This window comes from Mycobacterium sp. NGS24, assembly GCF_059813065.1.
On the sequence record NZ_JCALDW010000028.1, the window covers coordinates 44,168 to 59,402 of the forward strand.

Annotated in this window: 13 protein-coding genes; 9 read left to right on the forward strand and 4 right to left on the reverse strand. The window is 67.9% G+C overall.

What is annotated here, in order from left to right:
* Positions 1 to 13: 13 nt before the first annotated feature.
* Positions 14 to 1,273 (forward strand): alpha-amylase family protein, encoded by a 1,260-nt coding sequence (locus tag AC5Y6Y_RS24285; RefSeq protein WP_499919455.1) that lies wholly within the window; start codon positions 14 to 16, stop codon positions 1,271 to 1,273.
* Here the strand turns inward: AC5Y6Y_RS24285 and AC5Y6Y_RS24290 are convergent.
* On the reverse strand, positions 1,270 to 1,686 hold the full coding sequence (locus AC5Y6Y_RS24290) for a DUF1810 domain-containing protein (RefSeq protein WP_463824208.1): 417 nt from the start codon (positions 1,684 to 1,686) through the stop codon (positions 1,270 to 1,272). The two genes, AC5Y6Y_RS24285 and AC5Y6Y_RS24290, sit on opposite strands and share 4 nt — an antisense overlap.
* Before the next feature lie 25 nt (positions 1,687 to 1,711).
* Here AC5Y6Y_RS24290 and AC5Y6Y_RS24295 point away from each other — a divergent pair, with 25 nt between their 5' ends.
* The 6 genes from AC5Y6Y_RS24295 to AC5Y6Y_RS24320 all read left to right on the forward strand — a co-directional run bounded on the left by AC5Y6Y_RS24295 (position 1,712) and on the right by AC5Y6Y_RS24320 (position 7,567).
* Positions 1,712 to 2,932, forward strand: coding sequence for an alpha-hydroxy acid oxidase (locus AC5Y6Y_RS24295; protein WP_499919457.1), 1,221 nt, complete (start codon positions 1,712 to 1,714; stop codon positions 2,930 to 2,932).
* A gap of 72 nt (positions 2,933 to 3,004) precedes the next feature.
* Positions 3,005 to 5,323 carry an endopeptidase La gene (lon, locus tag AC5Y6Y_RS24300; protein WP_499919458.1) on the forward strand — a complete coding sequence of 773 codons (2,319 nt, stop codon included), beginning with the start codon at positions 3,005 to 3,007 and terminating at the stop codon, positions 5,321 to 5,323.
* Between the two features lie 18 nt (positions 5,324 to 5,341).
* A complete protein-coding gene (locus AC5Y6Y_RS24305; protein WP_499919460.1) occupies positions 5,342 to 5,830 on the forward strand; it encodes a hypothetical protein in 489 nt (162 codons plus the stop codon).
* 4 nt (positions 5,831 to 5,834) lie between these two features.
* On the forward strand, positions 5,835 to 6,167 hold the full coding sequence (locus AC5Y6Y_RS24310; RefSeq protein ID WP_463824204.1) for a TfoX/Sxy family protein: 333 nt from the start codon (positions 5,835 to 5,837) through the stop codon (positions 6,165 to 6,167).
* A gap of 42 nt (positions 6,168 to 6,209) precedes the next feature.
* Positions 6,210 to 6,845 (forward strand): HhH-GDP family DNA glycosylase, encoded by a 636-nt coding sequence (locus AC5Y6Y_RS24315; RefSeq protein ID WP_499919461.1) that lies wholly within the window; start codon positions 6,210 to 6,212, stop codon positions 6,843 to 6,845.
* Positions 6,842 to 7,567 carry a DUF72 domain-containing protein gene (locus AC5Y6Y_RS24320; RefSeq protein WP_499919465.1) on the forward strand — a complete coding sequence of 242 codons (726 nt, stop codon included), beginning with the start codon at positions 6,842 to 6,844 and terminating at the stop codon, positions 7,565 to 7,567. Before AC5Y6Y_RS24315 ends, AC5Y6Y_RS24320 begins: the two co-directional genes overlap by 4 nt.
* On the opposite strand, the gene AC5Y6Y_RS24325 is transcribed toward AC5Y6Y_RS24320, so the two are convergent.
* The 3 genes from AC5Y6Y_RS24325 to AC5Y6Y_RS24335 all read right to left on the reverse strand — a co-directional run bounded on the left by AC5Y6Y_RS24325 (position 7,556) and on the right by AC5Y6Y_RS24335 (position 11,776).
* On the reverse strand, positions 7,556 to 9,625 hold the full coding sequence (locus AC5Y6Y_RS24325; protein WP_463824201.1) for an NAD-dependent epimerase/dehydratase family protein: 2,070 nt from the start codon (positions 9,623 to 9,625) through the stop codon (positions 7,556 to 7,558). The genes AC5Y6Y_RS24320 and AC5Y6Y_RS24325 overlap by 12 nt on opposite strands.
* A 91-nt stretch (positions 9,626 to 9,716) precedes the next feature.
* Positions 9,717 to 11,201 (reverse strand): acetyl-CoA acetyltransferase, encoded by a 1,485-nt coding sequence (locus AC5Y6Y_RS24330; RefSeq protein ID WP_499918984.1) that lies wholly within the window; start codon positions 11,199 to 11,201, stop codon positions 9,717 to 9,719.
* 65 nt (positions 11,202 to 11,266) lie between these two features.
* Positions 11,267 to 11,776 carry a GNAT family N-acetyltransferase gene (locus AC5Y6Y_RS24335; RefSeq protein ID WP_499918981.1) on the reverse strand — a complete coding sequence of 170 codons (510 nt, stop codon included), beginning with the start codon at positions 11,774 to 11,776 and terminating at the stop codon, positions 11,267 to 11,269.
* 33 nt (positions 11,777 to 11,809) lie between these two features.
* On the opposite strand from AC5Y6Y_RS24335, the gene AC5Y6Y_RS24340 reads away from it, so the two are divergent.
* Positions 11,810 to 12,658: an SDR family oxidoreductase gene (locus AC5Y6Y_RS24340; RefSeq protein ID WP_499918979.1), complete on the forward strand. Its 849-nt coding sequence runs from the start codon at positions 11,810 to 11,812 to the stop codon at positions 12,656 to 12,658.
* Positions 12,659 to 12,703: 45 nt separating this feature from the next.
* Positions 12,704 to 15,094, forward strand: coding sequence for a phosphoketolase family protein (locus tag AC5Y6Y_RS24345; RefSeq protein ID WP_499918978.1), 2,391 nt, complete (start codon positions 12,704 to 12,706; stop codon positions 15,092 to 15,094).
* Positions 15,095 to 15,235 lie beyond the last annotated feature (141 nt).

A 15,235-nucleotide genomic window follows, 5' to 3' on the forward strand; every position in this document is an offset into this window, starting at 1 on the left:
TAGTGTCGTAGGCATGCCCTCCTGGACCGAGCACGTGATCTGGTGGCAGGTCTACCCGCTGGGCTTCGTCGGAGCGTTTCCCGCTGACCAGCCGCCGGACCCGGCCGAGCACCGGCTGCGGCGGCTGGTCGACTGGTTCGATCACGCCATTGAACTCGGCGCCTCCGGGGTCGCGTTGGGTCCGGTATTCGCTTCGCGCACACACGGTTACGACACCACCGACCATTACCGCATCGACCCCCGGCTCGGTGACGACGCCGACTTCGACCACCTCGTCGCCGAGGCTCACCGCCGCGGTCTGCGGGTGCTGCTCGACGGCGTGTTCAACCACGTCGGCGCCGACTTCGTCGGCCCCGCCGGCTGGTTGAGCGGCGGCACGTTCGAAGGCCACTCCGAGCTCGTCGCGTTCGACCACAGCAATCCCGAGGTTGCCGATTACGTGGTCGAGGTGCTGGCGCACTGGCTGCAACGCGGTGCCGACGGCTGGCGGTTGGACGCGGCTTACGCCGTACCGCAAGACTTCTGGGCACGTGTGTTGCCCAGGGTGCGGGACCGCCACCCGGACGCATGGTTCGTCGGCGAGCTCATTCACGGTGACTATGCGGCGGTGGTCGAGGCGGCCCGGTTCGATTCGGCCACCCAGTACGAGCTGTGGAAAGCGATCTGGAGCAGCCTGAACGACGGTAACTTCTTCGAACTGGACCATGCGCTGCAGCGGCACAACGTGTTTGGAGAGACTTTCGCGCCGTTGACGTTCGTCGGCAACCACGACGTGACCCGGATAGCCAGCCGGCTCGAGCGTCCCGAACACCTGGCGCAGGCGCTGGCGATCCTGTTGATGATCGGCGGGGTGCCCAGCATCTACGCCGGCGACGAGTTGGGCTTGCGCGGCGTCAAAGAGGAGCGCCGTGGCGGCGATGACGCCGTGCGCCCAGAATTCCCCGCTCCCCCAATGACATTGGCTGAACCGGACGTTCGGATCTGGGAGTTGCACCGATATCTGATCGGGCTGCGCAGGCGCCACCCTTGGCTGCATTCCGCGACGACCACCGCGGTGCAGCTGGCCAACCGGCATTACGTGTTCCAGACCCGCCGCGGCGATGACGCCCTGCTGGTCGCACTCAACATCGACGACGAACCACTCGAGCTCGCGCTGCCGGACCTGGGTGCCGCACAGGCGCAGGTGATCGCGGGCTCCACGGCACCCGAGGACCACGTCACCCAGCAGTTGGTGGTCGAGGCCCACGGCTGGCGGATCCTGCGGCCGTTCTAACCCAGCCGGACCACCGTCTGCTCGTCCTCGTCGCCGCCGTAATACTTCTCGAGCAGCGAGCGGAAGTCTTCGTTGTCGTCAGTGGCACGGGCGAACAACGTCATCGACGATTTGAGCTTGAGATCGTCGGGCCGGCCGAAGATCTGCACGGCCGACCGGTCCGGCACCTGGTTGACCAGTCGCACACATTCGCGCAGCCGGGGACCCAGCAATTCGTGTGCCAGGTAGGCCCGGGCCTCGGCCAGCGAGACGATGCCGTAGTGCTGGGCCATCGGACTGCTGCCCAGCCCGCGCAACTGCGGGAACACGAACCACATCCAGTGACTGCGTTTGCGACCCGCACGCAACTCGTCGACGACCTTGTCGTACACGCCGGCCTGCGCGTCCACGAACCGCTGTAGATCGAACGCCATGACTTCACCCTGATTGAATGACCTGATGGCGGTCAAGCGGCAAGTCCCCAAGATCCGCGACCTGGCGCCCCTGGTGCAATTCAAGCGGCCCCAGTTCGACCGCACCAAGCGGCGTCTGGACGCCGCCCTGACCATCGAGGATCTGCGGCGCATCGCCCAACGAAGAACCCCGAAGGCGGCGTTCGACTACACCGACGGTGCGGCCGAGGAGGAAGTGTCGCTGCGCCGGGCTCGGCAGGCGTTCCGTGACATCGAGTTTCACCCCACGATCCTGCGCGACGTCAGCAACGTGACCGCTGGCTGGAACGTGCTGGGCGGACCCACGGCACTCCCGTTCGGGATCGCGCCGACCGGATTCACCCGGCTGATGCACACCGAGGGGGAAGTCGCCGGAGCGCGCGCGGCGGCCGCGGCCGGCATCCCGTTCGCCATGTCGACCCTGGCCACCTGTTCGATCGAAGACGTCGTTGCCGCTGTTCCACAGGGCCGCAAATGGTTTCAGCTGTACATGTGGAAGGACCGGGAACGTTCGGTTGCCCTGGTCCGGCGGGCCGCCGACGCGGGTTTCGACACCATGCTGGTCACCGTGGACGTTCCGGTCGCCGGGGCGCGGCTGCGCGATGTCCGCAACGGCATGTCGATCCCGCCCGCGCTGACGTTGCGCACCGTGCTCGACGCGGTGCCGCATCCGCATTGGTGGTTCGACCTGCTCACCACCGAGCCGTTGTCATTCGCCTCCCTGGATCGTTGGCCGGGCACCGTGGGCGACTATCTGAACTCCATGTTCGATCCCAGCGTGACGTTCGACGATCTGGACTGGATCACGTCGACCTGGCCGGGAAAACTCGTCGTCAAGGGGATCCAGACCCTCGAAGACGCGCGCGCGGTGGTCGACCGCGGGGTGGACGGCATCGTGTTGTCCAATCATGGTGGCCGCCAACTCGATCGGGCCCCGGTGCCGTTCCAGCTGTTGCCGACGGTGGCGCGCGAGTTGGGCCGGGACACCGAGATCCTGCTGGACACCGGGATCATGTCCGGCGCCGACATCGTCGCCGCGGTCGCACTCGGGGCGCGCTGCACCCTGATCGGTCGGGCGTACCTGTACGGGTTGATGGCCGGCGGTGAGGCCGGTGTGCGGCGCGCCATCGAGATCCTGGAAAGCGGTGTGCTGCGGACCATGGCGCTGCTGGGCGCCACCTGCCTCGAGGAGCTTTCCCCCACGCATGTGACGCAGCTCTACCGCTAGCGCGCGCGGCCGGGGGAACAAACACCGGCCGGTCAAGGTTGAGCCGAACAGACTTAACCTTTGGAGGAATGGATGTCTGAATCCAAGTCAATCCCGGTGCTGTTCGTGACCGACCCGATCGTGCTGCCCGGGATGGTGGTGCCGATTGCGTTGGACGACGCCGCACGCACCGCTGTCGACGCCGCCCAGGCCGGCGACGCGCGTGAGCTGCTGATCGCGCCGCGGCTGGCCGACCGCTACCCGTCCCACGGCGTGGTCGCGAAGATCCTGCAGGTCGGCCGCGTTCCCGGGGGCGGCACTGCGGCCGTGGTGCGCGGTGAACGCCGCGCGCACATCGGCGCCGGAACCACCGGTTCGGGTGCCGCGCTGTGGGTCGAGGTGAGCGAGGTGCCCGATGCGGAGGTGACCGACGAGGTCAGGGAACTGGCCGCGGAATACAAGAAGCTGCTGCTGGCCATGCTGCAGCGACGCGACGCCTGGCAGATCGTCGACTACGTGAACAGCCTCACCGACCCGTCGGCGCTGGCCGACACTTCCGGCTACGCGTCCTACCTGTCCGACGTGCAGAAACGCCAGTTGCTGGAAACCGTGGACGTGGCCGAACGACTGCGCGTGCTGATCGACTGGACCAGCGAACACCTGGCCGAAGTCGAGGTCAACGACAAGATCGCCGAGGACGTGCGCGACGGCATGGAGAAGACGCAGAAGGAGTTCCTGCTGCGTCAGCAACTGGCCGCCATCCGCAAGGAACTGGGCGAGGGTGAACCGGACGGATCCGAGGACTACCGGGCCCGCGTCGAGGCCGCCGACCTGCCCGAGAAGGTGCGGGAAGCCGCTCTGCGCGAGGTCGGCAAGCTGGAGCGGTCCAGCGACCAGAGCCCGGAAAGCGGCTGGATCCGCACCTGGCTGGACACCGTGCTGGAGCTGCCGTGGAACGACCGCACCGAGGACTGCACCGACCTGGCGGCTGCCCGGGAGATCCTGGATGCCGACCACCACGGGCTGGACGACGTCAAGGACCGCATCGTCGAATATCTGGCGGTGCGCACCCGCCGTGCCCAGCGCGGACTGCAGGTAGTGGGCGGCCGCGGCTCCGGTGCGGTGATGGTGCTGGCCGGTCCCCCCGGGGTCGGCAAGACGTCGCTGGGCGAGAGCGTCGCGCGGGCGCTGGGCCGCAGGTTCGTGCGCGTCGCCCTGGGCGGAGTGCGCGACGAGGCCGAGATCCGCGGGCACCGGCGCACCTATGTGGGTGCGCTGCCGGGCCGCATCGTGCGGGCCATCGGTGAGGCGGGATCGATGAATCCCGTTGTGCTGCTTGACGAAATCGACAAGGTGGGCTCCGACTACCGCGGCGACCCGAGTGCGGCGCTGCTGGAGGTGCTGGACCCCGCGCAGAACCACACCTTCCGCGACCACTACCTGGATTTGGATCTGGACCTGTCCGACGTGGTCTTCCTGGCGACCGCCAACGTGATCGAGAACATCCCGTCGGCGCTGCTGGACCGGATGGAGCTGGTGCAGATCGACGGCTACACCGAGGACGATAAGGTCGCGATCGCCCGCGACTACCTGCTGCCCCGGCAGCGGGACCGGGCGGCACTGACCGAGGACGAGGTCGTGGTCACCGACGCTGCACTGCGCAAGATCGCCGCCGACTACACCCGCGAACCGGGCGTGCGGCAGTTCGAACGGCTGCTGGCCAAGGCGCTGCGCAAGGTCACCACCAAGCTGGCCGAGGATTCGTCGGCGATCACCGTCGACGAGCCCGATCTGGTTGGCTACCTGGGCCGTCCGCGGTTCACGCCGGAGTCGGCCGAACGCACCGCGGTGCCCGGCGTGGCGACCGGCCTGGCGGTCACCGGGCTGGGCGGCGATGTGCTCTACATCGAAGCCGGGGCCACCGACGGTGAACCCGGATTGCAGTTGACGGGTCAGCTGGGTGAAGTGATGAAGGAATCGGCGCAGATCGCGTTGTCCTACGTGCGTTCGCACGCAGCAGAACTCGGTGTCGACCCCGCGGTGCTCGACGGCCGCATCCACGTACACGTGCCGGCCGGTGCGGTGCCCAAGGACGGCCCGTCCGCCGGGGTCACCATGGTGACGGCGCTGGTGTCGATGGCCACCGGGCGGCAGGTCCGCTCCGACGTCGGCATGACCGGCGAGGTCACGCTGAACGGCCGGGTGTTGCCCATCGGCGGTGTCAAGCAGAAGCTGCTGGCCGCCCAACGTGCCGGTTTGTCAACCGTTTTCATCCCGGTGCGCAACGAGCCGGACCTGGATGACGTGCCGGCCGAAGTGCTCGAGACGCTGACTGTGCTGCCGATGACCGACGTGGCCGACATCGTCGCCGCGGCGCTGGAACCGGCGCGGACGGAGGCGGCAGCGGCCTAGTGCCGCTAGTGTGCACGGATGGCTGCGTTGCTTCGCAAGATGTTCAGGATCGGCAAACTGCCCGCTGACCTGCGGGCAGAGGTCGAAACCGAGAACATCATCCACCTGGCCGAGTTCGTCCCGGTCACCCTGCGGTTCACCGGATCGGTGCCCGGCAAGGTGTCCAAGGGCAACGTCCGTAGCTACGCCGGTGCGGTGGCGATCACTTCCCAGCGGGTGCTGGGCACGCTGTCTACGGTGCCTAAGCTGGCTGGGCGCGCCATCGACCTCCGCTGGGACGCCCCCACCGGAGGTCCGGTGCAGGCCGAGATCTGCGCAGCCGGACTGCTGCTCGACGTCGACGTCAGCCACGTCGATCCTGCGTTCTCCGGCAGGTTGTCGCTCAACTACAAGACCGCGATTCCCGAAGCGGTGCTGACCACCATTCCGCGCCGGTCGCTGTCGTTCAGCGTCCCCCGGGAATGGGTGCTGCGGGTGATCGGCGTCCCCGTTCCGCGACCGGTGTGACCCCGTGGCCTACGACACGCACCTCGCGGACCGGGTCCGCGAACTGGTGGCCACAGAGCCCGCAGTCGACGAAAAACAGATGTTCGGCGGACTGGCGTTCCTGGTCGGCGGGAACATGTCCGTCTGCGTCAGCGGGCAGGGTGGTCTGATGGTGCGGGTGCCTCGGGAGGACACCGACACGTTGCTGGCGCGAGACCACGTCAGCCCGATGGTGATGGCGGGCCGGGAAACGCGCGGTTGGGTGCTGGTGTCACCCGATGGCGTGAAAACCAAACGCCAACTACAGAATTGGGTTGTCCGCGGGGTGAAATACGCTCGCAGCCTGCCGCGCAGGTAACCGGGTCGGTTTGCCCGGTGTCGGTGCGGGTACGCCCCGCCCATGGACGACCCCGCGCCACAGGTACGACGGCTGCTCAGGGTCGCCGGGATCACCTTTGCGGCGGAGGCGGGCGTCCGGCTCCGGGACCAGCCCATGCCGTTGTTCCAGTTGCTGGTGCTGTGCATGCTGGCCAGCAAACCCATCGACGCCGCGATCGCGATGCGGGCCGGTCGCGAATTGTTTGACGCCGGTTTGCGCACCCCGAAGGCCGTGCTGGCAGCCGACCGCAGGACGATGATCAGGGCCTTCGGTCGCGCCCGCTACGTCCGGTACGACGAGAGTTCGGCCACCAGGCTCACCGCCATCGCCGAGCGGGTGCGCGACGAATTCGGCGGCGATCTGCGTGACCTGGCTGTCCGCAGCGCCGAGAACCCGGTCGAAGCTGCACGAATGCTGAAGCAGTTCAAAGGAATCGGCGACACCGGTGCCGACATCTTCTTGCGCGAGGTGCAGGACGTGTGGACCTGGGTACGACCGCATTTCGATGCCCGGGCCCTGGCTGCGGCAGAGGCGTTGAACCTGCCCACCGATCCGGTGAAACTTTCCGCGCTGGCGCCGCGCAGCAACGCCAACCTGGCGGCGGCGCTGGTGCGGGTGTCGCTGGACGACGACGTGCGCCACCAGGCGGCCGGTTGACGGTACGGATCGGCACCTCCGGGTGGTCCTATGACCACTGGACCGACGTGCTCTACCCACCCCGGTTACCGGCCGCGCGTCGATTGGCTCGGTATACCGAGGTCTTCGACACCGTCGAGTTGAACGCCAGTTTCTACCGCTGGCCCAAGGATTCGACGTTCGCCGGGTGGCGTGAGAGGTTGCCCGACGGCTTCACCATGACGGTCAAAGCCCATCGTGGACTGACCCACTACCGGCGGCTCGCCTCGCCGGAACCGTGGATCGAACGCTTCGAACGCTGCTGGCAGCTACTGGGTGATCGGCGTGGGGTGCTGCTGGTCCAACTCCATCCCGAGCAGCAGCGTGACGATGCTCGACTGGACTCATTCCTGCACCTGGTGCCCACACCGGTCCGGGTGGCCGTCGAATTGCGTCACCCCTCCTGGGCCGCCCCCGAGGTGTATGCGCTGCTGGAACGGCACCACGCCGCCTACGTGGTCATGAGCGGCGCCGGGCTGGCAAGTGTCCGGCGCGCCACCACCGACTTCGTCTATATCCGCTTGCACGGGCCCGAACCGGCCTCGATGTACACCGGTTCCTACACCGCGGCCGATCTGCGCGACTGGGCCGGCCGCATTCGCGCCTGGGACGGCGAAGGCCGCGATGTGTGGGTGTATTTCAACAACGACCTCGGTGGTCACGCCGTCCGAAACGCGTTGTCCTTGCGCGAGTTACTGAGCTGATCCGTCGATGACATCGGGCGGGTGTTGCGACTGCAGACGTTCACGCTCGGCGCGGCGGCGCTTGACCCGCAGTCGCGCGTCGGCGGGCAGCGTGACCAGTTCGTCGCAGAGCAAGTAGTGCGCGTCGTCGACGGTGTCGATCACATCTGCCGCCACTCGCCGAGATGCCAACTCGTGCACTGCCATGCGGAACTCATGGGTGAACCGCATGGTGGTGTCGTGGGCAAGTTCCCGCGAAGTGCGGGCGCTGTCGGCCACCCGCTGGGACACCGATGCGGGCGGGTCGACGGCCGCAGCGGTGGCGTCGGCGGCCGCAGCCGCCGCAGTCAGCAACAGTCCCGGGTCGTCGCCGAACGTCGGGCAGGCCAGTTCGGCTTCGCCGGGGCCCCGGTGCTCCAGGTGGGCGACCAGGCTATCAAGGGCGGCGGCCGCTGTCGGCGACAACGCCCGGATGCTGCCGACGTTGCCCTGACGGGCCAGCGCGCACAACGGCGGGTCGGCCCGCAACAGCGCCGCCAGTGCGGCGGTCTCGGCCGCCACGCGGCCACTCTCGACGATCATCCCGATGCCGGACACGCGCGAAGCTGCCCGGGTGTGCTCGAGCGTGGCCGCGGTGACGCCGGAGTCGATGACCCACAGTCCGGTCAGGATCCAGCCCTGGTGAATGCGGTCGCGCAGCAGCCGCAACCGGACTTCCAGGGCGGCGTCACTCAGCGCAGCCAGTTCCGCCGGTCCGGCGTGCTCGGTCGCTGCGGCGGCGACGTAGGCCTGGGTGTCGGCCCGCAGGTGGCGCAGCAGGGCGACCGAGCGCGCGGTCGCCACCGCCTTGCCGACGGGCCCGGCTGAGGGCGGGTCTGCGCCCGGCAGCAGATCGGCGGCCCGGTCACCGAGGGCACGCTGGGCGATGGCGCGCTCGTCCCAGCCGGGCAGCTGAGTGGCGGCGACGATGTTGGCCGATACCCCGATGTAGGGGCGGTGGCCGAACACCGCTATCGCCCGGTTGGACCACTCCTCGGCGAACTCCTCGCCCAGTGCCAGCGCCCGGCCCATGGCCTGCGCGGCGCCGCGTAGGCCGGCTAGCTGCACGTCCAGCGTGAGCGGGGTGAGCGGTCCGGGCAGTGCCTCGGCCAGGTCGGTCGCGCTGAAGATCGGAAACCGAGGATCGATGCGGTCGTCGAACTCCCCTTCCAGCCCGTCGGGCATTACCGCGCGGCTGTCCTGGGCCGGACGCGGCCGCGGCGGCGTCTCGACCGGCAGCGCCAGTGAGGGCGAGGCGCACACGGCGCCGTCGGGGTCGAGTCTGCGACCGGTCAGGCCCCGGCCGGTGTCCAGCACCGCGTCGTTAGCCCGCCAGCCGTATTCGAAATCCCAATCCTCCTGCACCGTGGCGATATTCAGCTCGGGAAGCAGGTCGTCCCAACCCGGCACCCCGTGCAGCCGCAGCCGCGGGTTGACGGATCTGATCGCCCGCCACGCGGTGATCACGTTGGTGGTGTCCGGAGTGGCCAGATCGACCACCCCGGTGCGGTCGGTGCCGACCGCCAGCACCAGGAATCGGACCAGGTCGTCGAGGTGCAGCACCCGCATCGGACGGGCCGAAACCTTGCTGCGCATCAGGGTGGCCACTGTCCGGCACACCATCCAGTCCAATTGGCGGCCAACCGGTGGGGCGATGCGGACGACGAGGCTCGGTGCCCAGCCGGTGGATACCAGCTGCTCAGCCGGGCGGTACAGCTCAGACCGCCCGGCGGCCTGTGACACCAACAGCAACCGCGCCCCCGCCTGGGCCGCGGCATGCGCCACATGTGCGACGCCGGTGAGGCCGGCGGCGCCCGGCGCGCTGGGGTCGACCGGGGCGAGATGGATCACGACGTCGGCTTCAGCTGCCAACTCCGCCAGCACCGGGTGACGCAGCGGCGCGCGAACGAATTCGACGTCAGGCTCCAGGGCGGGGTGTGCGCGGGTGGCGATGCCGCTGACGGTATGTCCGGCGGCCAGGAGCTGGCGTGCGACCAACCGCCCTACTGTGCCGACTGCGTCGGTAAGCAGTACGTGCACGTGGCGTCACCTCCCCCAGCGTGTATCTAACGACAATAAGCACGTCAACCATGGTTGCGCAGAATTGAGTCACTAACGTGACCGCGGTGGGTCAACGCAGCGTCGCCGTGCCGTCGGCAGCGACGATGACCTTGGCTCCCGCAATGTCGTCGCGCACGGTCGCCGCGGCGGTGTCCGGATCGGTGATGACCGCCAGCACCCGCGCCTGGTCGGGCGTGCGTACCGCCAGAAAGGCCCGCTCGGGTCGTCCGTCCCGATCGAACGGCGTGGTCCACGCTTCCAGGGTGCCGGCACCCTCCCACTCGACCGGCCCCACCGTGGTGGGCTCCCGGTCCACCGCCGGTTGCACGTCCTCGTAGCGAAACTCCGTCGGTGGTTCGGTGCCGTAGACGCCGAAGCTGTGCTTGGTCAGGTAGCCGCCGTTGGCGGTGATCAGTCCGCGTCGACCGGGGTTCGCTGTCAGCAGCTCGGCCATGGTCGCAATCGAATGAGTGACGTAATTGCTCCATGGTCCGCCGGCGAACGTCAGACCGCCGGTGACCGTGAGCGGCCGGGCGGGATCGTCGGTGGCCAGCCCCAACTCGTTCGCCGCGACCTGTACCGCGGACGGGAAGCACGAGTACAGATCGACGTAATCGAGGTCGTCGATGCCCAGCCCGGCCAGCTCCAGCGCGCTGGCACCGCCGATCCGGATCGCCGGCGAACGGTGCAGTTCACCGCGCTCAGCGATGGCCGATGTGTCGTGCGCGTCGGTACCGGACTGCGGGTACACCCACCGCTCGGGCGGGACCCGTAGGCGTTGCGCCTGTTCGACGGAGGTCAGGATCAGCGCGGCGCCCTGGTCGACCATGTTGTTGGAGTTCATCAACTTGGTGTACGGCCAGCTGATCATCCGGTTCGCGGGGCTGGGTTCGCGGATTTCCTCAGCGGTCACCGGCCGCTGGATCCAGGCGTGGGGATTGTCGACCGCGACCGCATTGAAGCGCGCCCACAGTTCACTGACCCGTCTGCTGTGCTCCTCGACCGATTCGCCGTTGGCGATGCGCAGCGACTGCTCGAACAGTGGATACACGTAGGCGGGCCGGTCCAGCTTGATCCGGATTTCGGCGTCGCCGGCCATCGGGACGTCGTCGCCGGCGATCTCGGGCATCGGCACGGAGTTGTCCTGCTCGGTCCACACCAGCCGGCGGCCCTGCTTCTTCAGCGCGTTGCGGGTGCGCCAGGTCTCCGCCGCGGAGATCAGCACCACCCCGGCCCGGCCCTGCTGAATGTCCAGGCACGCCCGGTTGACCAGCGACTGTGGGGTGTTGCCGCCGACGCTGCTGTAACCGGCCGCGAAGTCGGCCAGGCCGAGCCGCTCGCCGAGCAGCCGGCCCGGGTTGCGGTAGTGCGCCGACAGCATGTGCACTACCCGAATGGCGTCGACAGCGTCGATGACGTGCTGGTCAGCGGCGTTGTGGACCGCCTTGACCATCAGGTCCAGCGGCTCGATGGACGGCTTGTCGGGGTCGACGTCGTCGCGGTGGTTGACCTGGCCGTAGCCGATCAGCACCGGTGTCCTGGGATCCACGGGCATGAATCGAACCTATCGTGAGGCCTGCGCCCGCCGCTTCCGATGTCGGGCAGGCAGCCGATCGATCGCTACACGGGGACGCGACGGTACCGCACTTCGGCCACCGGCCGGTCCCCGTAACTCTCGGTGCGAGATGCCCCGTCCGGCTGCCAGCCGTCGCGCGCATAGAAGCGGCGCGCGCGGACGTTGTCCCGCAGGACCCACAGCGCCGCGCCCTCGACTCCCAGCCCCCGCAGCCGGTCTCGCCCCGCGCCGATCAGCAACCGGCCGATACCGGTGCCGAGGCAGTCCGGGTCGACGTAGATCGCCATCAGCTCACCGAAGTTCGGCAGGTCCTCCTCCCGGCACAGGCCGATGGTGACCAGACCGCAGATGGCGTCGTGCTGCACGGCGACCAACGTGACCGGCACGCCGATTCCGGGCCGGCCGAAGTCGTATCGGCGGGCCCGTGCCTCCGGTGTGAGGCTGTCGAGATAGTCCTGCGCAATCAGACCCCGGTAAGCGGATTGCCAGGCCCGCACGTGCACCCGTGCCACGGCCTCGGCGTCCGCTGCAACGGCGGTGCGTACCTCCGTCATCGGTGCCATTATCCAGCGGTTTACCGTGTACGCATGGCAGACACGGCATCGATCGGTGTGAAGGTACAGGGCAAAGTCATAGTTATCACCGGCGGTGCTCGGGGAATCGGCTTGGCCACCGCCACCGCGCTGCACAAGCTGGGCGCCAAGGTCGCCATCGGCGACATCGATGAGACCACGGTCAAGGAGTCCGGGGCCGACCTCGGTCTGGAGGTGTACGGCAAGCTCGACGTCACCGACCAGAACTCGTTCTCGGATTTCCTCGACCAGGTCGAGCGCCAACTCGGGCCGATCGACGTGCTGATCAACAACGCAGGCATCATGCCGGTGGGCCGGATCATCGACGAGCCCGACGCCGTCACCCGTCGCATCCTCGACATCAACGTCTACGGGGTGATACTCGGCAGCAAGCTGGCCGCTCAGCGGATGGTGCCGCGTGGGCACGGCCACGTCATCAACATCGCTTCGCTGGCCGGTGAGATGCACATCGTCGGGCTGGCCACCTACGTCGCCAGCAAGCACGCGGTGCTGGCGTTCACCGACTCGGCGCGGCTCGAGTACCGCGCCGCCGGGGTGCACTTCTCCGCAGTGCTGCCGACATTCGTCAACACCGAACTCACCGCCGGCACTTCCGGCGCCAAGGGCTTCCGCAACGCCGAGCCGGCCGAGATCGCCGACGCGGTGGTGGCGTTGGTGGCCAAGCCCAGACCGCGGGTGCGGATCACCAAAATGGCCGGCGCGATGGTGGTGTCGCAGAAGTTCTGGCCACGCCGCGTGGCCGAGGGCCTTAACCGTCTGATCGGCGGTGATCACGTCTTCACCGACGACGTGGACGTGGAAAAGCGCAAGGCGTACGAGGCCCGCGCGCGCGGCGAAGACTGAGACGCCCTTAGACGCCGTTCATCCGCGCCGGGAAGAATCGGCCGGATGAGTCCAGAAACCGCAACGAAGACCGAGCCCGCGCCCCTGACCGACGACGACCTGGCCCTCATCGACGCGTACTGGCGAGCCGCCAATTATCTGTCCGTCGGCCAGATCTATCTGCTGGACAACCCCCTGCTGGAAGAACCGCTGTCCGCGGAACACGTCAAACCACGACTGCTCGGCCACTGGGGCACCACACCGGGGCTCAACCTGCTCTACGTCCACCTCAACCGCATCATCCGGGACCGCGACGCCAACGTCATCTACATCACCGGCCCGGGCCACGGCGGTCCCGGGTTGGTCGCCAACACCTATCTCGAAGGCACCTACAGCGAGGTGTACACCGGGATTGAGGAGGACACCGAAGGTCTGCGCAAACTGTTCCGGCAGTTCTCTTTTCCCGGCGGCATTCCCAGCCACGTCGCGGCACAGACGCCGGGGTCGATCCACGAAGGTGGCGAACTCGGCTACGCGCTGGTGCACGCCTTCGGGGCGGCGTTCGACAACCCCGACCTGGTGGTGGCCTGCGTGATCGGCGACGGCGAGGCCGAGACCGGTCCATTGGCCGCCGGTTGGCACTCCAACAAGTTCCTCAACCCCGTCGTCGACGGTGCGGTGTTGCCGATCCTGCACCTCAACGGCTACAAGATCGCCAACCCGACGGTGCTGGCGCGCATCCCGGAATCCGAGCTCGAGGCGCTGATGCGCGGCTACGGGTACCGGCCGATCACCGTCGCGGGTGACGATCCGGCCGACGTGCATCAGCAACTGGCCGCCGCGTTGGACGATGCCTTCGACTCGATTCGCGCGATCCAGACCGCCGCCCGCAACGGTGAGCAGACCGACCGTCCGGTGTGGCCGATGATCGTGCTGCGCACCCCCAAAGGTTGGACCGGCCCCAAAGAGGTCGACGGGCAGCACGTGGAGGGCACCTGGCGGTCCCATCAGGTCCCGCTGTCCGGCACGCGCGACAACCCCGAGCACCGCAAACAGCTCGAGCAGTGGCTGCGCAGTTACCGGCCCGACGAACTGTTCGACACCGACGGTGCGCTACGGGCTGATCTCAAAGCGATTGCACCACAAGGCGATCGACGGATGAGTGCGAATCCGCACGCCAACGGCGGGCTGCTGCTGCACGATCTGGACCTGCCCGACTTCCGGGACTACGCGGTGGACGTCGAGCGTCCGGCCACCGAGACCCACGAGGCAACCCGAGTGCTCGGCAACTTCCTGCGTGACGTGATCACCCGTAACCTCGACCGCTTTCGGATGATGGGTCCCGACGAGACCGCGTCCAACCGGCTGAGTCCGGTGTTCGAGGCGACCGACAAGGTGTGGCTCTCGGCGACCGGTCCCTACGACGGTCCAGCCGATCATCTGGCTCCCGACGGCCGCGTCATGGAAGTGCTTTCCGAGCACCTGTGCCAGGGGTGGCTGGAGGGCTACCTGCTGACCGGCCGGCACGGGCTGTTCAACTGCTACGAAGCGTTTGTGCACATCGTCGACTCGATGTTCAACCAGCACGCGAAATGGTTGTCCACCAGCCGTGAACTGCCCTGGCGGCGGCCGATCGCCTCGCTGAACTACCTGCTGAGTTCGCACGTGTGGCGCCAGGATCACAACGGCGCCTCCCACCAGGATCCGGGTTTCATCGACCTGGTCGCCAACAAACGCGCCGAGGTGGTGCGGGTCTACCTGCCGCCGGACGGCAACACGTTGTTGTCGGTGGCCGATCACTGCTTGCGCAGTCGTGACTACATCAACGTCATCGTCGCCGGGAAGCAGCCCGCCTTGTCCTATCTGTCGATGGAGGAGGCGATCCTGCACTGCACCCGCGGCGTTGGGATCTGGCAGTGGGCCAGCAGCACGACCGGTGAGCCCGACGTGGTGCTGGCGTGTGCCGGGGACATCCCGACGTTGGAGACGTTGGCCGCCGCCGACATCCTGCGCCGCGAGTTGCCCGAGTTGGCGGTGCGAGTGGTGAACGTCGTGGATCTGATGCGGCTACAGCCGGCCTCTGAGCACCCACATGGCATGTCGGACAAGGAGTTCGACGCATTGTTCACGACGGACAAGCCGGTCATCTTCGCCTATCACGGATATCCGTGGCTGATCCACCGGCTGACATATCGGCGCACCAACCACGCCGGGTTGCACGTGCGCGGATTCAAGGAGCGCGGCACCACCACCACCCCGTTCGACATGGTGATGCTGAACGACCTGGATCGTTTCCACCTGGTACTCGACGTGATCGACCGGGTGGACGGATTGGCGATCCGCGCGGCTGAACTACGCCAGCGGATGGTCGACGCGCGACTGTCGGCCCGCATGTATACCCGTGAACACGGCGAGGACGACCCGCAGATCAGTGGCTGGACCTGGCCTAGCGACTGATCTGCGCCCCTAGAAGGGTGGGGGTTCGTTGTTAGTGGTGGTGCGGGCGTTGTGGTTGGCGCGTCGTTCGGTGGCGATGCGGTGGGCGCGGTTTTGGGTGCGGGTGCGGCGGCGGGTGGGCATCATCGCGGTTCGTTCGCC